This window comes from Streptomyces achromogenes (assembly GCF_030816715.1).
Taxonomy (GTDB): Bacteria; Actinomycetota; Actinomycetes; order Streptomycetales; family Streptomycetaceae; genus Streptomyces; species Streptomyces achromogenes_A.
In genome coordinates this window covers 4,589,682-4,608,382 of record NZ_JAUSYH010000001.1, presented here as the reverse complement: position 1 = coordinate 4,608,382, position 18,701 = coordinate 4,589,682, and the positions used below count along the sequence as shown (strand labels likewise).

15 protein-coding genes and 4 pseudogenes are annotated in these 18,701 nt (G+C 70.6%); 11 read left to right on the top strand and 8 right to left on the bottom strand.

The features are described 5' to 3' along the window. The first annotated feature begins 5 nt into the window (after positions 1 to 5). Both metG and QF032_RS20695 read left to right on the top strand, forming a co-directional pair. A complete protein-coding gene (gene metG, locus QF032_RS20700; RefSeq protein WP_307056993.1) occupies positions 6 to 1,736 on the top strand; it encodes a methionine--tRNA ligase in 1,731 nt (576 codons plus the stop codon). A gap of 141 nt (positions 1,737 to 1,877) precedes the next feature. Further along, positions 1,878 to 2,375 (top strand): hypothetical protein, encoded by a 498-nt coding sequence (locus tag QF032_RS20695; RefSeq protein WP_307044632.1) that lies wholly within the window; start codon positions 1,878 to 1,880, stop codon positions 2,373 to 2,375. Between the two features lie 23 nt (positions 2,376 to 2,398). Here QF032_RS20695 and QF032_RS20690 read toward each other — a convergent pair. After that, positions 2,399 to 2,518, bottom strand: a pseudogene (locus QF032_RS20690) (DUF397 domain-containing protein); the annotation flags it as partial. Between the two features lie 252 nt (positions 2,519 to 2,770). Here QF032_RS20690 and QF032_RS20685 point away from each other — a divergent pair. From QF032_RS20685 to QF032_RS20675, 3 genes and pseudogenes are all read left to right on the top strand, one after another. Continuing rightward, a pseudogene (locus QF032_RS20685) lies at positions 2,771 to 3,710 on the top strand (helix-turn-helix domain-containing protein). An 89-nt stretch (positions 3,711 to 3,799) separates the two neighbouring features. Beyond that, entirely contained in the window at positions 3,800 to 4,147 is a 348-nt protein-coding gene (locus QF032_RS20680) for a hypothetical protein (protein ID WP_307044628.1), read from the top strand. Further along, positions 4,144 to 4,401: a hypothetical protein gene (locus tag QF032_RS20675; RefSeq protein ID WP_307044626.1), complete on the top strand. Its 258-nt coding sequence runs from the start codon at positions 4,144 to 4,146 to the stop codon at positions 4,399 to 4,401. Before QF032_RS20680 ends, QF032_RS20675 begins: the two co-directional genes overlap by 4 nt. A 99-nt stretch (positions 4,402 to 4,500) precedes the next feature. On the opposite strand, the gene QF032_RS20670 is transcribed toward QF032_RS20675, so the two are convergent. Continuing rightward, positions 4,501 to 5,844 (bottom strand): pectate lyase family protein, encoded by a 1,344-nt coding sequence (locus QF032_RS20670; RefSeq protein ID WP_307056992.1) that lies wholly within the window; start codon positions 5,842 to 5,844, stop codon positions 4,501 to 4,503. A gap of 367 nt (positions 5,845 to 6,211) precedes the next feature. Here QF032_RS20670 and QF032_RS20665 point away from each other — a divergent pair, with 367 nt between their 5' ends. The 4 genes and pseudogenes from QF032_RS20665 to QF032_RS20650 all read left to right on the top strand — a co-directional run bounded on the left by QF032_RS20665 (position 6,212) and on the right by QF032_RS20650 (position 8,300). Next, positions 6,212 to 6,577 carry a PH domain-containing protein gene (locus QF032_RS20665; protein WP_306950562.1) on the top strand — a complete coding sequence of 122 codons (366 nt, stop codon included), beginning with the start codon at positions 6,212 to 6,214 and terminating at the stop codon, positions 6,575 to 6,577. Positions 6,578 to 6,679: 102 nt separating this feature from the next. Continuing rightward, positions 6,680 to 7,051, top strand: a pseudogene (locus QF032_RS40650) (integrin alpha); the annotation flags it as partial. Positions 7,052 to 7,163: 112 nt separating this feature from the next. Continuing rightward, positions 7,164 to 7,577: an FG-GAP repeat protein gene (locus QF032_RS20655; protein WP_307056988.1), complete on the top strand. Its 414-nt coding sequence runs from the start codon at positions 7,164 to 7,166 to the stop codon at positions 7,575 to 7,577. A gap of 45 nt (positions 7,578 to 7,622) precedes the next feature. Further along, positions 7,623 to 8,300 carry a hypothetical protein gene (locus tag QF032_RS20650; RefSeq protein WP_307056986.1) on the top strand — a complete coding sequence of 226 codons (678 nt, stop codon included), beginning with the start codon at positions 7,623 to 7,625 and terminating at the stop codon, positions 8,298 to 8,300. A gap of 104 nt (positions 8,301 to 8,404) precedes the next feature. On the opposite strand, the pseudogene QF032_RS40895 reads toward QF032_RS20650, so the two are convergent. The 3 genes and pseudogenes from QF032_RS40895 to aspS form a co-directional block, all read right to left on the bottom strand. After that, positions 8,405 to 8,548, bottom strand: a pseudogene (locus QF032_RS40895) (dioxygenase); the annotation flags it as partial. 50 nt (positions 8,549 to 8,598) lie between these two features. After that, on the bottom strand, positions 8,599 to 9,060 hold the full coding sequence (locus tag QF032_RS20640) for a hypothetical protein (protein WP_307056984.1): 462 nt from the start codon (positions 9,058 to 9,060) through the stop codon (positions 8,599 to 8,601). A 279-nt stretch (positions 9,061 to 9,339) separates the two neighbouring features. Further along, the gene (gene aspS / locus QF032_RS20635; RefSeq protein WP_307044618.1) at positions 9,340 to 11,103 is read right to left on the bottom strand and encodes an aspartate--tRNA ligase; all 1,764 of its coding nucleotides are present in this window, start codon (positions 11,101 to 11,103) and stop codon (positions 9,340 to 9,342) included. Between the two features lie 176 nt (positions 11,104 to 11,279). Here aspS and QF032_RS20630 point away from each other — a divergent pair, with 176 nt between their 5' ends. Continuing rightward, positions 11,280 to 13,433, top strand: a complete 2,154-nt coding sequence (locus QF032_RS20630; RefSeq protein WP_307056981.1) for an ATP-binding SpoIIE family protein phosphatase — start codon at positions 11,280 to 11,282, stop codon at positions 13,431 to 13,433. Here QF032_RS20630 and QF032_RS20625 read toward each other — a convergent pair. The 3 genes from QF032_RS20625 to QF032_RS20615 form a co-directional block, all read right to left on the bottom strand. Further along, on the bottom strand, positions 13,406 to 14,449 hold the full coding sequence (locus tag QF032_RS20625; RefSeq protein ID WP_307056979.1) for an AI-2E family transporter: 1,044 nt from the start codon (positions 14,447 to 14,449) through the stop codon (positions 13,406 to 13,408). The two genes, QF032_RS20630 and QF032_RS20625, sit on opposite strands and share 28 nt — an antisense overlap. A gap of 455 nt (positions 14,450 to 14,904) precedes the next feature. Next, positions 14,905 to 15,876: a pirin family protein gene (locus QF032_RS20620; protein ID WP_306950547.1), complete on the bottom strand. Its 972-nt coding sequence runs from the start codon at positions 15,874 to 15,876 to the stop codon at positions 14,905 to 14,907. A 124-nt stretch (positions 15,877 to 16,000) separates the two neighbouring features. Further along, the gene (locus QF032_RS20615) at positions 16,001 to 16,483 is read right to left on the bottom strand and encodes an SseB family protein (RefSeq protein ID WP_057578035.1); all 483 of its coding nucleotides are present in this window, start codon (positions 16,481 to 16,483) and stop codon (positions 16,001 to 16,003) included. A 189-nt stretch (positions 16,484 to 16,672) separates the two neighbouring features. Here QF032_RS20615 and QF032_RS20610 point away from each other — a divergent pair, with 189 nt between their 5' ends. Continuing rightward, a complete protein-coding gene (locus QF032_RS20610) occupies positions 16,673 to 18,499 on the top strand; it encodes an acyl-CoA dehydrogenase (protein ID WP_307044611.1) in 1,827 nt (608 codons plus the stop codon). Positions 18,500 to 18,701 lie beyond the last annotated feature (202 nt).

The following is an 18,701-nucleotide window of genomic DNA, read 5'->3' as shown; positions in this document are numbered from 1 at the left end:
CTCCGATGGCTCGACACCTCATCACCAGCGCCCTTCCGTACATCAACGGAATCAAGCACCTGGGCAACATGGTGGGGTCCATGCTCCCGGCGGACGTGTACGCCCGGTACCTCCGCCAGCGCGGCCACGACGTCCTCTACATCTGCGCGACGGACGAGCACGGCACCCCCGCCGAGCTGGCCGCCAAGGCGCAGGGCATTCCCGTGGCCGACTTCTGCGCGCAGGCGCACGACGCCCAGAAGGCCGTCTACGACGGCTTCGCGCTGGCCTTCGACTACTTCGGCCGCAGCTCCTCCCCGCAGAACGCCGAGATCACCCAGCACTTCGCCCGCCGCCTCAACGAGAACGGCTTCATCGAAGAGCGGGCGATCCGCCAGGTGTACAGCCCGGCCGACGGCCGCTTCCTCCCGGACCGGTATGTCGAGGGAACCTGCCCGCACTGCGGCTACGACAAGGCCCGTGGCGACCAGTGCGAGAACTGCACCCGGGTCCTGGACCCGACGGACCTGATCGACCCGCGCTCGGCGATCTCCGGCTCCACGGACCTAGAGGTCCGTGAGACGAAGCACCTGTTCCTCCTCCAGTCCAAGCTGCAGCACGAGGTCGAGGAGTGGGTCTCCCGCCACGAGGCGGACTGGCCCCAGCTGGCCTCCTCCATCGCCCGCAAGTGGCTGACCGAGGGCCTGCACGACCGCGCCATCACCCGCGACCTGGACTGGGGCGTGCCGGTCCCGGCCGACACATGGCCGGAGCTGGCCGCCGAGGGCAAGGTCTTCTACGTCTGGTTCGACGCCCCGATCGAGTACATCGCCGCGACGAAGGAGTGGTCGGACGCGGCCCCCGCCGGTGAGACCCGCGACTGGAAGTCGTGGTGGTACGAGGTCGACGGCGGCGAGAACCCGGTCCGTTACACGGAGTTCATGGCCAAGGACAACGTCCCGTTCCACACGGTGATGTTCCCGGCCACCGAGCTGGGCGTGCGCGAGCCGTGGAAGAAGGTCGACTACGTCAAGGCCTTCAACTGGCTGACGTACTACGGCGGCAAGTTCTCCACGTCCCAGAAGCGCGGCGTCTTCACCGACCAGGCGCTCGACGTCCTCCCGGCCGACTACTGGCGCTACTTCCTGATCGCCAACGCCCCCGAGTCGGACGACTCCTCCTTCACCTGGGAGCACTTCACGGCCACGGTGAACAAGGACCTCGCCGACACCCTGGGCAACTTCGTCAACCGCGTCCTGTCCTTCTCGAAGAAGCGCTTCGGCGACGAGGTCCCGGCGGGCAACGCGCCCGGCGAGGCGGAGGCGAAGCTCGGGGAGCAGATCGCCGAGCTGCTCGGCGAGTACGAGTCGCAGATGGAGGCGCTCCAGTTCCGCAAGGCGGCCGCCGCGCTGCGCGCGCTGTGGTCGGCGGGCAACTCCTACCTGGAGGAGAAGGCCCCGTGGCTGGAGATCAAGACGGACAAGGACGGCGCGGCCCTCACTCTGCGCACGGCGATGAACCTGATCCACCTCTACGCCGTGGTCTCCGAGCCGTTCATCCCGGCGACGGCGAAGATCATGCGTGAGGCCTTCTCCCTCGCCGACGACACGGCGACCTGGGTGACGGCCGACGAGGCCCGCACCCTCGCCTCCGTCCCCGCCGGCACCCCCTTCACCGTCCCGCCGGTCCTGTTCGCCAAGCTCCAGGACGAGGACCTGGCGGCGTACAAGGAGCGCTTCGGCGGCACCGAGGAGTGACACACCGCGCGGGGGGAGGGACGTTCGCGCCGCTCCCCCCGCGTCGGGAAGAGAAGCCGTGGCGGAGAAGATGTAGAGGAAAAGGCGGACGGCGACTTCCCCCTCTTCGGCATGTTCTCGCCAAGCCGTATGGTTTCCGCCATGGCAGTCCCAGTCCCCGAGGTCATTCCGATCGCCTACGAACCGAGGCACCGCACCGAGTCCATCGGGCGGTACGCGGACGGTCAGTTCCTCGCGTCGGTCACCTACGCCTTCCCCCAGGGCTTCCGGCTCGACGACGGCTGGGAAGAGCACAAACGCCTCTACACCGTGCTGCACACCTTCGACGCCGGGGGCCACTACCGCGACTCGGACATCTGGTGCGCCGGCACCTGGGCCGAGCAGCAGCGCAACCCGGACGGCGACGACTCGGTCCTCACCCGTGCCCGCGTCCGCCTCGCCACCCTCCTGCGCAGCCTGCCCCGCCGCTCCTACACGGACATCGCCGTCCGCCCCTTCCGACTCACGTACGAGAACGTCCTGTTCGGCCTGGTGATCCGCGAGGACGAGGACGAGGACGGCGAACCGGAGACCTGGGCGGAGCTCTACCCGGACCGCCTCGCCTTCGCCGCCCCCTGGGACGGCGCCTACGACACCTGACCGCCCCCCGCGAGCCGTTCTCCTCAGTCCTGCGACGCGCGCGCCACGAAGTCCGCCCACGCGCCCGGCGTGAGCGCCAGGCGAGGTCCTTCGATGTTCTTGGAGTCGCGAACATGGACGGTGCCGGGGGTAACGGCAAGCTTCGGTGGCTCGGGCGACCTTCCCCAAGGAACACGAGGGGGAAAGAAACCTCACCAAGCCCCACCCCTCCCGCCCACGGCACACGCTCACTCTCGCGAGTGAACATCGCCAACTCAGCTGGATTCGGTACCGGTTGCCTGCTCTACGCTCAGCGCGACACAGCACAACGCACAACCCCCGAACATACGACGGCCCTCGCAGGGACTGGCATCCCGTTGCGAGGGCCTGACCACCAAGGAAGCAACACCTTCCCGATGGACACCCAAAACCCTAGCGCGCCCTCGCCCGCCGAGTCCCGTACCGGCGGAAAAAACCACCCGCCCCGTCACGCCTCCACGGAAGCGCACTCCGGCGGCGTCGTCCACGACAACACCCGCCACACCACCCGCTTCACGGTGATCGGCAACCACCTCGCGCAGCACCCCGACCTCTCGGGACTCGCCATCGGGCTGGCCGTGCACATCCAGTCCCTCCCCGCCGGCGCCCGCGTCGACATCAAGACCCTCGCCGCCCGCTTCCCCGAAGGCACGACCCGTATCGCCGCCGCCCTGCGCGAACTGGAGACCCACGGCTACCTGCGCCGCCCCCGCGAGCGCACCGAGAGCGGGCGCATCGTCACCCGCACCGTCTCCTGCAACCAGCCGGGCCGCCACGGCGGCGCACCAGCCGAGGCACCCAGACCCCCGGCCCGCCGAGCAGCGGCGGCCTCGCAGCAGAAACCCGCACGCCGCGCCCTCGCCGCCGTACCGCAGCCCGCATACACCTCTCCCACCCTCCTCCAGACCGCCACGGACGTCCTCGCCGGCCTCCGCCGCCACGACCCCCGCCTCCTCCTCTCCGCCACCGACGCCGAGCACCTCGCCCCCGGTGTCGCCGCCCTGGCTGGAGCGCGACCTCAGCCCCACCGCCGTACGCCATGCCCTCACCAGCGACCTGCCCCTGGAACCCCTGGTCCGGCCCGCCGCCTTCCTGGCCCACCGCCTGGCGGCCAAGCTGCCGCCTCTCCCACCGTTCCGCGCCCCGGAGCCGCCACCGCCCGTCCGGTACCCCATGCGGAACTGCGACACCTGCGACCTCGGCTACCGCGGCCCCGACCCCCGCCATTGCCAGGGCTGCGCGTCAGCGGGCGGTGGGTGCAGTGCCCCCGACGCCGGCATCGAGGAGTCTTCCTCCGCCGAACAGCGCCGACCGTGACAGGCCTCTCCCGGCCCGCCCAGCTCCCAGTCCGGCTCCTCCGCGGCCCCGTCTGGATACCCTGGCCAGGGCACCCTGTGGAGGACACCATGAGCACTCAGGCCGATCACGGACACGAGCTGATCCCGCGTCCCGAGCAGACTCCCGACGCCCTGCGCACGGCTCTCGCCGTCGTCGATCCCGGCCGCCTGGACGAGATGCAGGCCACGAAGGACGACGCCTTCGCCAAAGCCGTGGAGTGGCAGACCCTCAGTCCGGTGCGGAGCTGGGTTCTCACCTGGGCCAGGGACATCGAGATCGCCCGGCGCCCCGACCTGTCCTCCCGCTTCGCGCGGGCACGGAGCAAGCTGGAGCACGAAGATCCCGCCATGGCTCAGGAGGCTCTGCGGGAGCTGCGCGCCGTCCTGGACGAAGCCATGAAGGCAGTACGCGGTTGAGCTGGAAGTGGGAGTACGCCTTCGGTGCGGAGGAAAGCGCCGGCACCGCACCCGCCGGCTTCCTCGCCGCTGTGGAGCGAAAGGCGGACGAGCTGGTCAGAGCCGCCGAAGCCCTCCACATTCACGGCCGGGTCCATAACGGCGTCGACCCGAAGGGCGGCGACGTCATCGTCCCCGGCGGCATGTTCAGATACCAGGTCGTCGTACGCAGCGAACGTGTCCACGTCGTCCAGATCACCTACCTGGGGTACTGAAAGCTGTCCCCGAAGCGAGCCGCGCGTGTGAACCACCCGGCGGCATGGGGACGCGAGGGCCGGGGGCTCGTGGTCTCCCGGCCCTCGCGCGTACGGGGGTTACTTCAGGACGCCCGCGCCCGTCGTGGTCGCCAGGGAGGTCGGCAGGTTCTTCGCCGACGTCTCCAGGCCCGCCGTCAGGGTCGGGGTCCAGTTGACCGTCGTCTTGAGGTCCTTCGAGGACGCGGCGTTATAGGCGGCGACGACGTCGGTCACCGTGCCGTTGACGAGGTTGCCGGAGCCCTTGACCGCGCCGGTGCCGTCACCGCTGAGGAGCTTGGAGACCTTGCCGCCGGACGGCAGCTTCCAGTAGTTGTTCTCCGCGACGACCTGCGCCTTCGCGCGGGAGTTGATGCTGTACTGCGTCGTGTAGCCGTTGAGGGGCGTCACGTCGTAGAGGTTGTTGTAGATGTGCACCTGGCCGACGCGGGCCAGCGGGGCGCGCTGGACGATGCCCTTCCACACGTTGTGGTGGATCGAGACGCGCAGCTTGCCGGCCGGCTCGCTGTCGCTGCTGCCGATCAGCATGGTCTTGTCGTGGTTGGTGAACTGGTTGCGCGAGACGGTCACCAGGTCGGAGCTCTTGGTGATGTCGAGGGAGCCGTCGTGGATCTGGAACTCGCGGCCGTAGTACTTCGGGTTGACGCTGTCCAGGTGGGGCGCGTCGGTGAACGTGTTGTGGTCGGCCCAGACGTGGGTGGCGCCGCGCAGGGTGACGGAGTCGTAGTTGGAGTTCCAGTTGCCGGTGGAACCGTCGGTCGGGTCCCACTGCGGGAAGCAGTCCTCGGTGGCGGAGAAGTTCAGGTTGCGGACGATGACGTTGTCCACGTTCTGGATCTGGAGCATGCCGCCGGATATCCCGGCCGCCGTGCCCGGCACGCCGACCACGCTCGTGTTCGTGGGCACCTTGAAGACGATGTTCTTCGCCTGCTTGGACTGGGCGGCGGCGCGGGCTTTCTCCTGGGTGCCGGAGGGCAGCTTCGACCTGCCGTAGGACGAGGGGTCGTACGCCTTCAGGTACGCCGAGAGCGAGTACCCCGTGCCGGACGCGTAGCTCGCACAGGTCAGCTTCTTGCCCGAGTCGTCGGTGTTGGCGTCGATCGTGCCCTTGACCTTGATGATCCGGGGGGCGGTGTCGGACGCCGAGCCCAGCGCCTTCACCAGCTGTGCGCGGGTGGAGACGGTGAAGGTGTGCGCGGCGTCGGCCTTGGCGCCGCCGGTGGTGCCCGCGCCCGAGGCGGCCCAGCCGTCCTTGGCCGCGAGCGTCTGGTGGTACAGGTCGACGGGCGAGGCGTTCGCGTTCATCACGACGACACCGGCGCCGACGCCGGCGGCCACCGCGGCGGCGGTGACGACGAGGACGCGGCGCGAGCGGAGGGACCTGCGGTGGGAGGCAGCTGCCACGGGGGATCCTTACGGGGAGGAGCGGGCTTACGACCGGTCAGTGGTCGCCGTACGGTGAAGAGTTGCCGCTGATCGAGAATTTTTTGGGCGGGCCCGCACGCCGCGCGATCAAACGCCTTCACGATTCCCTCACCACCCCCTTAAGGTGCGCATCGGGGGCGAACAGCCCCCACGGGGGAGGGATCACCGCAGATCGGCGGTCCGGATCGGATGGGACGGGACCGGTCGGGACCGGCCCGGCTCGGACCGGCCCCGGGACAAGGGGCGTACGCGATACGGCGGCACGCCCACACACCGACGCGCTCACACGGGCACGCTCACACAGCGGTGCTCTCACACACCGGCACACATCACCTGGGGGACCCACATGGCACTCTTCGGCAACGCGCACCCCATCGACCCCGCACAGGCCCAGCAGGACTACGCGCGACTGCTGGGGCAGGGAGAGCAGGTGCAGGCCGCGTTCCTGCTGATCCGCGACACCATCCTGTTCACGGACCGCCGTCTGATCCTCGTCGACAAGCAGGGCATCACCGGCAAGAAGACGGAGTACCACTCCATCCCGTACCGCAGCATCACCCACTTCGCCGTGGAGACCGCCGGCACCTTCGACCTCGACGCCGAGCTGAAGATCTGGGTCTCCGGCTCGTCCATGCCGATCGAGAAGACCTTCACCAAGGGCGTCGACATCTACGAAGTCCAGGCGATCCTCACGCAGTTCGTGGCCAGATAGCGTCCTCGCCCCCGGCCGCCGCGCGGGGCGCGCCCGCGTCCCCCCTACACCCACCGGCGGGGCGCGGACGCATCGACGGTGCGCGCGGGACGGGGGATTCGCATGAACAAGCCTGCTCTCAAACGGACTTGGCGGACGGCCGTGGTGCTGCCGGCCGGGCTTCTGGGTGCGGCGGCGCTGCCCGCCGCACCCGCCACCGCCGTGCACGGCGCGGTGCCCGGCGATTTCAACGGGGACGGCTACCGCGACGCCGTGCTGCCCGCGCCGGGCGCCGACGTGGCGGGCAAGGAGCGGGCGGGGGCCGTCGTCGTGCTGTACGGGGCGAAGAAGGGGCCGACGGCGACCCGGCGGGCGCTCATCACGCGGAACACCGCGGGCGTCCCGGACACCGCGGAGACGGGCGACGGCTTCGGCTCGGCCACCGCCACGGCCGACCTCGACCGGGCCGGCTACGCGGACCTGATCGTCGGAGCGCCCTTCGACAGCACGGCGAGGGGCGAGGACGCCGGGTCCGTGACCGTGCTGTGGGGCAGCCGCAGCGGCCTCACCACGGGCACCGACCTGCCCCCCCTCGGCCGCGCCGGGCATGGACCCCTACCACTACGGTGCGGACATCGCCGCGATCCGCGGGGCCTCGGCCGCGCGGTCGGAGATCCTGGTCGCGAGCTGGGGCGGCGCCGTCCGCTTCACCGGCCCGTTCACCCGTACCGGCGGCCACGGCCCCGCCGCGGTCGCCCAGGACAGCGTCCCGGACGCCTCCGAGACCGAGGACCGGTTCGGCACCACGGTCGCGGTCGGGGACGTGACCCGCGACGGCAGGCCGGAGCTGTTCGTCGGCGCGCCCGGCGAGAACGACTACACGGGCGCCGTCTGGACCTTCCCCGGCTTCACCGCCGGCCCCGTCGCCGCCCGCAGCCAGGTCTTCACCGCCGCCTCGGTCGGACTCACCCAGCAGAGCCTCACCCTGCTGGGCGGGTACGGACTGGGCTGGGTGATCTGAGCCCAGGTCCCCCGCCGCGCCCCGCCCGCCTGGTACGACTACGCGGTGGACCTTCTCCGACCCCACCTCCGTCTCCTCGCCGAGGTCTTCGCCCCGGCCGCCCCCGGCGCCCCCTGGGCGCTGGCGGGCGGCTACGCCCTCCAGGCGCACGACCTGATCCAACGCCCGCACGCCAACGTGGACTTGGCGACGGAGAGCGCGGCGCCGATGCCCGGGCTCGCCGAGTCGCTGAGCGCGGCGCTCACCGCCGCGGGCCGTCACGGGGTGACGCTCGAGGACACGGACCCGCTGTCCGCGCACCTGTCCGTGCCGGACCGCGACGCGGACACGGTCCTCCGGTTGGCCCTGCACAAGGAGACGTTCTGGAGCCCGCCCGTCGCGACCCCGTACGGGCCGGCTCTCGCACTGGGAGACGCGGTCGGCACGAAGATCCGTGCGCTCTACGACCGGGGGCTGGCCGTCGACCTGATCGACGCGAGGGCGGCGTCCGCCCGCTTCACCCACCCCGAGCTGGAGGAACTGGCCCGCCGTCACGCCCGGGACGACTTCGACCTGCCCGCCCTGCGGACCCGGCTGGAAGGCACCGACCACTTCCCGGACTCGGCGTTCGAGGCGTACGGCCTGTCCGAGGACCAGCTCACGGACCTGAAGGCGTGGGCCCAGGCCTGGTCGACGGACATCGCGGAACGGCTGCTGGAGGAGGGGGCGTCACCGGACGAATGACCGGGACGCCCCCTGGAGCCCGGCCGCCGGTCAGCCGGACGAGGCCGACACGGCCGACACGGCCGGCTTCGAACGAGGCCGACGCTGACTACGAGGACGACGAAGCCGGTGTGGCAGGCGTGCCCGTCCTCGTACCCGGCGTCGGTCCACTTCCCGTCCACGTGCACCTTGGTGTGGATGTGGACGGTACGGCCCCGGTACCAGCCCGGGAACACCGTCTTGAAGGCGACGCGGCCCTGCCGCTCGGTCACCGGCACCGGTGCGGATGAGTTCCGCCGTGCTCGGCCCGCCACGCCGTTCAGGCCCACCGCGCGCCGGGCCGGGCAGCCGTGCAGTCGGGCAGCCGAGCCGGCCCCTGCTTGGCCGCCAGCGCCGACGCCCTGCGCGGTGCCGGTGCGGCCCGGCCCGGTCCCAGACCCGCGCGCGCCGCCGCGAGGTGCTCGAGACCGGCCTTCGCCAGCCGGGTCGCCTCCTCGTACTCCTCGGCGGTTCGGGCCGTGGCCAGTCGGGTCCGCGCCGCCCGGTGGCATTCCGCCGCGCGCGTCATCGAGCGCTCCGCCGCCGCGTCCGCCCCGGCCCAGGCCCGCACGTCCGGCGGGACGAGCCCTCCGGCCAGCCGGACCAGCCAGTGGTTGGCCTCGGCCTCCGCGTCCAGGCCGGACGGGGGACGCCGCCGGTCGCGGCGCTGGACCACCACGCACACCAGCGCGCCGACGATCAGCAGCGCCGACAGCGTGATCGCGGACCCCGTGGAATCCATCGCCGGCTCCTTTCCCGTCCCGGCCCTCGCCGGCCCCTGGTCTGGTCTCTTCTCCTCCATGATCCGGCGGCCCGCTGTGCCCGCCCCGGGGGATTCCTGTGGGACCCCGGTGAGGTCTGCAGAAGGGGGCGGGTGTCGGGCGCCCGAATGGCGAGTACCCCGGACGCGACCTGTCCAGTCCGCGGCCGTCGGCGCACACGGGAGTGGCCCGGAACCGATGTCGGTTCCGGGCCACTCCCGTTGGTTCCGCCCGCCCTGGCTGCTCGGGCCGGCCACCGCCTACTTCGGCTGCGGCTTGCGCACCGACAGGTGCAGCTCCCTCAGCCGGGCCTCCTCCAGCTCCGTCGGCGCGCCCATCATCAGGTCCTGGGCGTTGCCGTTGAGCGGGAAGGAGATGGTCTCGCGGATGTTCGGCTCGTCGGCCAGCAGCATGACGATGCGGTCGACGCCCGGGGCGATCCCGCCGTGCGGCGGGGCGCCGAAGCGGAACGCGCGCAGCATGCCGGCGAACTTGTCCTCGACCGTCTCCCGGTCGTAGCCCGCGATCTCGAACGCCTTGAGCATGATCTCCGGCTCGTGGTTACGGATCGCGCCGGAGGACAGCTCGACGCCGTTGCAGACGATGTCGTACTGCCAGCCGAGGATGTCCAGCGGGTCCTGGGTCTCCAGGGCCTCCAGACCGCCCTGCGGCATCGAGAACGGGTTGTGCGAGAAGTCGATCTTGCCGGTCTCCTCGTCCTTCTCGTACATCGGGAAGTCGACGATCCAGCAGAAGCGGAAGACGTTCTCCTCGAAGTGACCGGCGCGCTTGGCGGCCTCGACGCGCACCGCGCCCATGATCTTGGAGACCTCGTCGAACTCGCCCGCGCCGAAGAAGACGGCGTGACCGGCGGCCAGCGACAGGCGCTTGGTCAGCTCGGCGACGTTCTCCTCGGTCAGGAACTTCGCGATCGGGCCGGACAGGGAGCCGTCCTCGGCCACCCGCACCCAGGCCAGGCCCCTCGCGCCCTGCGAGACCGCGAAGTCGCCCAACTGGTCGAAGAACTTCCGGGGCTGCGCGGAGACGTCGGGCACCGCCAGCGCGCGCACGTGCTTGCCGGCGAACGCCTTGAACTCCGAGCCCTCGAAGACGTCGGTGATGTCGACGAGCTCCAGCCGGGCCCGCAGGTCCGGCTTGTCGGAGCCGTACTTCAGCATCGACTCGCGGAACGGGATGCGCGGGAAGGGCGAGGTGACATGGCGGCCGCCGCCGAACTCCTCGAACAGCTCGGTCATGAGCTTCTCGATCGGCTGGAAGACGTCCTCCTGCTCGACGAAGCTCATCTCGACGTCGAGCTGGTAGAACTCGCCCGGCGAACGGTCCGCGCGGGCGTCCTCGTCACGGAAACAGGGCGCGATCTGGAAGTAGCGGTCGAAGCCCGAGATCATCAGCAGCTGCTTGAACTGCTGCGGGGCCTGCGGCAGCGCGTAGAAACGGCCCGCGTGCAGCCGGGACGGGACGACGAAGTCGCGGGCGCCCTCGGGGGAGGTCGCGGACAGGATCGGCGTCGCCATCTCGTTGAAGCCCAGCGCCGTCATCTTGTGCCGCATCGCCGAGATGACCGACGTGCGCAGCATGATGTTGCGGTGCATGCGCTCCCGGCGCAGGTCGAGGAAGCGGTACTCCAGACGCCGCTCCTCGTTGACCCCGTCCTCGGCGTTGATCGTGAAGGGCAGCGGGGCGGCCGCACCCAGCAGCTCGACCTCGCCGACCTCGACCTCGACCTCACCGGTCGGCAGGTCCGCGTTGACGTTCTCGGCGCCCCGGGAGACGACCTTGCCGTCGATGCGGACCGTCGACTCCTTGGTCAGCTTGTCGAGGGCCTCGTACGCGGGCGTGCCCGGACGGGCGACGAGCTGCGTGATGCCGTAGTGGTCGCGCAGATCGATGAAGAGGATGCCGCCCAGGTCGCGCCGATTGTGCAGCCAGCCGCTCAGCCGGACGTCGGTGCCGACGTCAGAGGCGCGGAGCTCGCCGCAGGTGTGGGACCTGTACCGATGCATCGTCGTTCATCCAGTCTTCGCGGATCGGGGGCGTGTTTCACGTGAAACAACCCCCAGGGTACCGGGCACGCCACGCGCGCCTCCCCGCATTACCGGGCACCCGCGACGGGTCGGGCGCGGCAGGAACAGCCGGGGATCAGTGGCACTCTTCGTTCCGGTCTTCTTAAAGTGGGGCAATGCGCACTGGCGAGCCGCTGCCCGCCGTGGGGGATGTCCTCACCGCCCTCGCGACCGGCCTGTGGCACTGGGACACCGCCACCGGGCTGGTCACGGTCGACGCCGAGGCAGCCCGGCTGCTCGGTCTGCCCCGGGAGGAGACCGTCCTCACCGAGGCCCAGACCCGGGCCCGACTGCACCCCGTCGACTGGAACGAGATCACCGGGGTGATCCAGCTCGCCGTCGCCGAGGGCACCCTCGCCGAGGTGCGGATCCGCATCATGGACGACCGCGGACGGGTCGTCCGGGTCGTCCGCAGCCGTTCCAAGCCGTCCTTCGACCCGGTGAAGAAGGCGTACGAACTGATCGGCACCCTCCAGGAGGTGACCGAGCCGACCCCGGGCACCGCAGCCGGCCGGACCGCCGTCACCGGCGACTGGCGCCGCTCCCGGGAGGCCTTCCTGCTGGACGCGGGGCGGGCACTCGCGGAGGCGAGGTCCACGGCGGAGGTGCTGCGGGTCGCCGCCGGACTGTCGATGCCGGGCTTCTCACCGGACGGACTCGCCGTCTTCGGCGTGGAGGGCGACCGGCTGACGATCATCGGCCACCACGGACATCAGTCGGGCGACGACGACCCCTTCACCCAGATGTCCATCCATACGGACTATCCGGCCGCCGAGGTCGTGCGCACCGGGCGCGCCGTGTACCTGTCCTCGCCCGAGCGGTACAAGGAGCGCTATCCGCTCACCTGGCCGCTGGCCGCGCCCTTCGGCCGGCACTCCTGGGCGTTTCTGCCGCTGACGGTGGCCGGCCGCACGATGGGCGCCTGGATGGCCGGCTTCGCCTACCCGGTGGCGTTCACCCCCGACGAACGGTCCGTGCTCACGACGGTCGCCAGGATGCTCGCCCAGGCCCTCACCCGCGCGGGCGCGGCGGAGACGCAGCGCGAGCTGACCGACGGCCTGCAACGCTCCATGCTCCCCACCCTCGGCCCCGAGATACCGGGCATGACCCTCGCCGCCCGCTACATACCGACCGGCGGCGGCCTCCAGGTCGGCGGCGACTGGTACGACATGATCCCGCTGCCCGGCGGCGCCTCCGGGACGAACCGCGGCGGCGGCCGCTTCGCCCTGGTCATCGGGGACGTCCAGGGCCACGACGTCCGCGCGGCGGGTCTCATGGGGCAGCTGCGCATCGCGCTCAGGGCGTACGCCGCCGAGGGCCACCGCCCGGACGCGGTCCTCTCCCGCGCCTCCGGATTCCTGCACGGCCTCGCCGACGCGGACGGCGGCGCCGATCTGCGCTTCGCCACCTGCCTGTACATCGAGGTCGATCCGGTGACCGGGGTGCTGGAGGCCGCCCGGGCCGGTCACCTGGACCCGGCGGTCCGGATGGCCGACGGCACGGTACTGGTCCGCGCCACCGCGGGCGGACTGCCCCTGGGCATCGACCCGGACGCCGACTACCCCACCACCCGGCTCGTCCTGGAACCCGGCGAGGCGCTGATGCTGTGCACCGACGGCCTGCTCGAGACCGGCGGCCACGACCTCGACACCGGCTGGCGGCGCGTCCGCAAGATCCTGGAGGCGCACGAGGGCGACCTCGAGGAACTGGCCGACGCCCTGGTCCAGGCGGTGCACGGTCCCTCCTCGCACCACACCACGGGTCCGCTGGCCGACCGCCGCGAGGACGACATCGCCGTACTGCTGCTCTGCCGCCAGGGCGAGGGCGGCTGCGGTCCGAGCGCCGCGCCGCTGCCCGCCCGGCAGCCCGTGCGCCGCTCGATGCTGACGGTCGCGCAGGCCGAACCGGAGCGCATCGCCGTGGCCCGTCAGCAAGTGCGTGAACTGCTGCACGACTGGACCTGCGAGGACCAGGTCGACTCGGCCGTCCTGCTCGTCTCCGAGACCCTGACGAACGTCCTCGTCCACACCGACGCCGACGCGCTGCTGGTCGCCGAGGTCACCGGCGCGCCCGGGGAACGCCGGCTCCGCATCGAGGTCACCGACACCAGCGACGACCTCCCGCACATGCGCCGCCCCGGCGAGCTGGCCTCCTCCGGCCGCGGTCTGGTCCTCATCGAGCTGCTCGCGGACACCTGGGGGGTGGCGCCGCGGGGCGAGGGCAAGAGCATCTGGTTCGAACTCTACGAACCGTCGGCGACAGCCTCGTAACGCGTGCGCAGTTCGTGCAGGATCCCGAAGCCGGCCGCGGTCACGGGCACCGCGAGCAGCATGCCGAGGACCCCGGCCACGGACGCCCCGGCCGTGATCGCGACCATGACCACCGCCGGGTGCATCTGCACGGTCCTGCTCTGGATCATCGGCTGCAGCACATGCCCCTCCAGCACCTGCACCGCGAGCACCACGCCGAGCGCCCACAGCGCGATGACGACCCCCCGGTCGGCGAGCGCGACCAGCACCGCGACCGCTCCGGAGAGGAACGCGCCGAGATACGGGATGTACGCCCCGACGAAGACGAGGGCGCCCAGCCCGACCGCGCCCGGCACATCGAGGACGAGCAGCCCGACGGTGATGCACACGGCGTCGATGAAGGCGATGAACGTCGTCCCCCGCATGAACCCCTCGACCGCGCGGAAGGCCCGCCGGGCCATGGCCTCGAGGGTGTCGGCGCTGCCCCCCGGAGCGACGGACCGCAGGATGCCGACGGCCCGGTAGGAGTCCCGCAGGAAGAAGAAGACCAGCAGCAGCGCCAGCACGGCCATGGCGATGGTCTCGCCGACGACGCTCACCCCGCTGATGACATTGGAGGCGGCCGTACCCCCGAACTTGGTGAGCAGCTCTTTCGCGTTGGCGGCGAGGTCGTCGAGCGAGGTCCCGGCCGCCCCGAAGTGGTCGGCGATGCTCCGCGCCGCCGACCGGAGCGCGGCGACGATCTGGTCCCCGCTGTCGATCAGCGCGGCGACGACGATGTACACGGCCCCGCCGACCACGGCGACGACGGCGACACAGGTGATCCCGGCCGACAGCGACCGCGGCACCCCGGCCGCCACCATCCGCCGGTGCAACGGCCGCAGCAGCGCGGTCCCGAGCAGCGCGAGCAGCACGGGGGTGACGGCGGTGCGCAACTCCGCGCACAGCCGGATCCCGACGTACCCGACGCCCGACGCGAGCAGCACCACAGCGCACCAGGCCGCGAAGCGGCGGGCGGGAAGCGGGAGCAGGTGCACGGCCCCAGCGGATCACGACCCCGCCGACTTGTCCTGACCTGACGGCCGCCCGGGTGAACGGGACATGACTGGAACTCAGAATTCGAACGTCCGCGCCTGAAGGGTGAACATCCTTGCCAGCGCGGCCCTTTGCCCCGGCATATGCCGACCGTCCGAGACGGAGGTGATGCTTACGTGGCCCCAGCGCTGCTGCACGGCGGGGCCACGTATCGCGTGGAAGAGATCAGCGCCGACACGGGCCTCTCCCACAAGCGCGTACACGACAGCTTGGACCTGCTGTTCGAACGGGGTGTGTGCGGCATGCGGGTCCCACACCGGACGGCAGCCCGATCTGCGTACTGCCGTAGCGGCCAGGTGACATGAGACAGGCCCGAAGTCGCAAACCGATGTTGCGGGCTTCGGGCCTTGTCGTATCGTACCGGGGTTCCGGCGGGCCGGAGGGCTGAACGCGAGGGCTAGATGCCCTCCTCCGTCATCCCGTGCACGGCCGGGATCGTGCCCAGGCGGCCCTTCTGGAAGTCGTCGAAGGCCTGCTGGAGCTCGTCCTTGGTGTTCATGACGAACGGGCCGTAGTGCGCCATCGGCTCACGGATCGGCTGTCCGCCGAGCAGCACGACCTCCATGTCCGGCGTGTTCGCGTCCTGCTTCTCGTCCGCGCGGACCGTCAGCGAGGAGCCCGCGCCGAAGACCGCGGTCTGGCCCAGGTGGATCGGGCGTCGCTCCGCGCCGACCGCGCCCTTGCCCGCGAGGACGTACGCCAGGCCGTTGAAGTCCTCCCGCCACGGAAGAGTGAGCTCCGCGCCGGGCGCGAGGGTCGCGTGGACCATGGTGATCGGGGTGTGGGTGATGCCGGGCCCCGCGTGCCCGTCCAGCTCGCCGGCGATGACGCGCAGCAGCGCGCCGCCGTCGGGGGTGGTGAGGAGCTGTACGTGCCCGCCGCGGATGTCCTGGTAGCGCGGGGCCATCATCTTGTCCTTGGCCGGCAGGTTCACCCAGAGCTGGAGGCCGTGGAAGAGACCGCCGGACATGACCAGCGACTCCGGCGGCGCCTCGATGTGGAGCAGGCCCGAGCCGGCCGTCATCCACTGGGTGTCGCCGTTGGTGATGGTGCCGCCGCCGCCCTGGCTGTCCTGGTGGTCGAAGATGCCGTCGATGATGTAGGTGACGGTCTCGAAGCCGCGGTGCGGGTGCCAGGGGGTGCCCTTCGGCTCCCCGGGCGCGTAGTCCACCTCGCCCATCTGGTCCATCATGATGAACGGGTCGAGGTGACGGTAGTTGATCCCGGCGAACGCGCGGCGCACCGGGAAGCCCTCGCCCTCGTAACCGCTGGGCGCGGTCGTGACGGCGAGCACAGGGCGTGCCACGGCCTCGGCCGACGCGGTGACGCGCGGCAGGGTCAGCGGGTTCTCGACGGTCACTGCGGGCATGTCCGTACCTCCTTGGGCGGCGTACGTATCATTTTAGTTGAGCATTGAACTTTCTGCCACCCATAACCGCGAAAGCCCGGAGGGCATTCCCTCCGGGCCGCATCGCACCGCACGGGTGACCGTCTCAGCCGTACATCCGGCGCATCGCGAACTCGACCATCTGCTCCACGGCCTTCGCGTCGAAGACCATCCGGTGCTCGCCCTCCATGTCCAGGACGAAGCCGTAGCCGGTGGGGAGCAGGTCGATCACCTCCGCACCGGTGATCACGAAGTACTTGGACTCCTTGCCGGCGTACCGGCGCAGCTCCTTGAGACTGGTGAACATCGGGATCACCGGCTGCTGGGTGTTGTGCAGGGCGAGGAAGCCGGGGTTGTCGCCGCGCGGGCAGTAGACCTTGGAGGTGGCGAAGACCTGCTGGAAGTCCTCTGCGGCCAGCTGCCCCGTGGTGAACGCCCGGACCGCGTCCGCGAGGGACGGCGGGGACGGCTCCGGATAGAGGGGCGGCTGCTGGCCGTACCCGCCATGGCCGCCGGGCATCTGCTGCTGCGGCGACGCGTACTGCTGCTGGGCAGCACCGCCGTCCATGGGCTGGCCGTATCCGTACATGGGCGCAAGAGTACCGAGGCGCGCCGACGGCGGAGCGAGGTAGACCCTTCTCACACTTGCCCGACTGGGGGTTGCAACTTATTACCGACGGGTAGCATCATCGTAGGTACTTGCTACTTGTCGGTATGTGAACAGCGCGAGGATCCAGTGCCTCGCCCATCTCTCCAACGGATTCCGGGAGCCGTCGCCATGGGGCACTACAAGTCGAATCTTCGCGACATCGAGTTCAACCTCTTCGAGGTGCTCGGGCGCGACAAGCTGTACGGCACCGGCCCGTTCGAGGAGATGGACACCGAGACCGCGAAGAGCATCCTCGGCGAGCTGACCCGCCTCTCGGAGAACGAGCTGGCGGAGTCCTTCGTGGACGCCGACCGCAACCCGCCGGTCTTCGACCCGGAGACCAACACCGCGCCGGTCCCCGCCAGCTTCAAGAAGAGCTACCAGGCCTTCATGGACTCCGAGTACTGGCGGCTCGGCCTGCCCGAGGAGATCGGCGGCACCACCGCCCCGCCGTCGCTGATCTGGGGCTTCGCCGAGCTGATCCTCGGCGCGAACCCGGCCGTGTGGATGTACTCCTCCGGCCCGGCCTTCGCGGGCATCCTCTTCGACGAGGGCAACGACGTCCAGAAGAAGATCGCGCAGATCGCCGTCGAGAAGCAGTGGGGCTCGACGATGGTCCTCACCGAGCCCGACGCGGGTTCCGACGTGGGCGCCGGCCGCACCAAGGCCGTGCAGCAGGAGGACGGCTCCTGGCACATCGAGGGCGTCAAGCGCTTCATCACGTCCGGCGAGCACGACATGTCGGAGAACATCATCCACTACGTCCTCGCCCGTCCGGAGGGCGCCGGACCCGGCACCAAGGGCCTGTCCCTCTTCATGGTCCCGAAGACGCTCTTCGACTTCGAGACCGGCGAGCTGGGCGAGCGCAACGGCGTCTACGCCACGAACGTCGAGCACAAGATGGGCCTCAAGGCGTCCAACACCTGCGAGATGACCTTCGGCGACCGGCACCCCGCCAAGGGCTGGCTGATCGGCGACAAGCACGACGGCATCCGCCAGATGTTCCGCATCATCGAGTTCGCCCGCATGATGGTCGGCACGAAGGCGATCTCCACGCTCTCCACCGGCTACCTCAACGCGCTCGAGTACGCCAAGGAGCGCGTCCAGGGTCCCGACCTGGCGAACTTCATGGACAAGGCCGCGCCCAAGGTCACCATCACCCACCACCCCGACGTGCGCCGCTCGCTGATCACGCAGAAGGCGTACGCGGAGGGCATGCGCGCCCTCGTGCTCTACACGGCCTCGATCCAGGACGCCATCGCGGTCAAGGAGGCGGCCGGCGAGGACAGCAAGACCGAGCACGCGCTCAACGACCTGCTCCTGCCGATCGTCAAGGGCTACGGCTCCGAGAAGGGCTACGAGCAGCTCGCCCAGTCGCTGCAGACCTTCGGAGGCTCCGGCTTCCTCCAGGAGTACCCGATCGAGCAGTACATCCGCGACGCCAAGATCGACACCCTCTACGAGGGCACCACCGCGATCCAGGGCCAGGACTTCTTCTTCCGGAAGATCGTCCGCAACCAGGGCGCGGCGCTGAACTCCCTCGCCGAGGACATCAAGAAGTTCCTCGCGCTCGGCACCGGCGGCGAGCAGCTGGCCGGCGCCCGCGAGCACCTGGCCAAGGCGGCCGTCGAGCTGGAGGCCATCGTCGGCCTGATGCTGACCGACCTCGCGGCCACCGAGCAGGACGTCAAGAACATCTACAAGGTGGGCCTGAACACCACCCGCCTGCTGCTCGCCTCCGGTGACGTGATCGTCGGCTACCTGCTCCTCAAGGGCGCGGCGATCGCCGCCGAGAAGCTGGAGACGGCCTCCGCCAAGGACCGGCCGTTCTACACCGGCAAGATCGCGGCGGCGAAGTTCTTCGCGGCCAACGTCCTGCCGGGCGTCACCCTGGCCCGCAAGGTCGCCGCCGACGTCGAGCTGGACCTGATGGAGCTGGACGAGGCCGCGTTCTAGGACGCCCTCGGGTCCGACCCCAGCCCTGGTAGCGCGTTCCGGGTCACCTCCGGGACGCGTTCCGGCTCCTCTCCGGATCCGCCGCCGCGGGGCCGCTCCAGGACGCAATCGGACTCACCCGGACTCACCAGGACAACCGCGCCGCACTCCACACGGTCCTCACGAGGGCCCGCTCCCATCCCCGGGGGCGGGCCCTCGTACG

Bases quoted from the DNA above. Each gene is read 5' to 3' on its own strand.
- QF032_RS20630 (WP_307056981.1), top strand. From the start codon at position 11,280: ATGCGCACTGGCGAGCCGCTGCCCGCCGTGGGGGATGTCCTCACCGCC.
- QF032_RS20610 (WP_307044611.1), top strand. From the start codon at position 16,673: ATGGGGCACTACAAGTCGAATCTTCGCGACATCGAGTTCAACCTCTTC.
- QF032_RS20620 (WP_306950547.1), bottom strand. From the start codon at position 15,876: ATGCCCGCAGTGACCGTCGAGAACCCGCTGACCCTGCCGCGCGTCACC.
- QF032_RS20680 (WP_307044628.1), top strand. From the start codon at position 3,800: ATGAGCACTCAGGCCGATCACGGACACGAGCTGATCCCGCGTCCCGAG.
- QF032_RS20655 (WP_307056988.1), top strand. From the start codon at position 7,164: ATGGACCCCTACCACTACGGTGCGGACATCGCCGCGATCCGCGGGGCC.
- QF032_RS20615 (WP_057578035.1), bottom strand. From the start codon at position 16,483: ATGTACGGATACGGCCAGCCCATGGACGGCGGTGCTGCCCAGCAGCAG.
- metG (WP_307056993.1), top strand. From the start codon at position 6: ATGGCTCGACACCTCATCACCAGCGCCCTTCCGTACATCAACGGAATC.
- QF032_RS20665 (WP_306950562.1), top strand. From the start codon at position 6,212: ATGGCACTCTTCGGCAACGCGCACCCCATCGACCCCGCACAGGCCCAG.
- aspS (WP_307044618.1), bottom strand. From the start codon at position 11,103: ATGCATCGGTACAGGTCCCACACCTGCGGCGAGCTCCGCGCCTCTGAC.
- QF032_RS20695 (WP_307044632.1), top strand. From the start codon at position 1,878: ATGGCAGTCCCAGTCCCCGAGGTCATTCCGATCGCCTACGAACCGAGG.
- QF032_RS20640 (WP_307056984.1), bottom strand. From the start codon at position 9,060: ATGGATTCCACGGGGTCCGCGATCACGCTGTCGGCGCTGCTGATCGTC.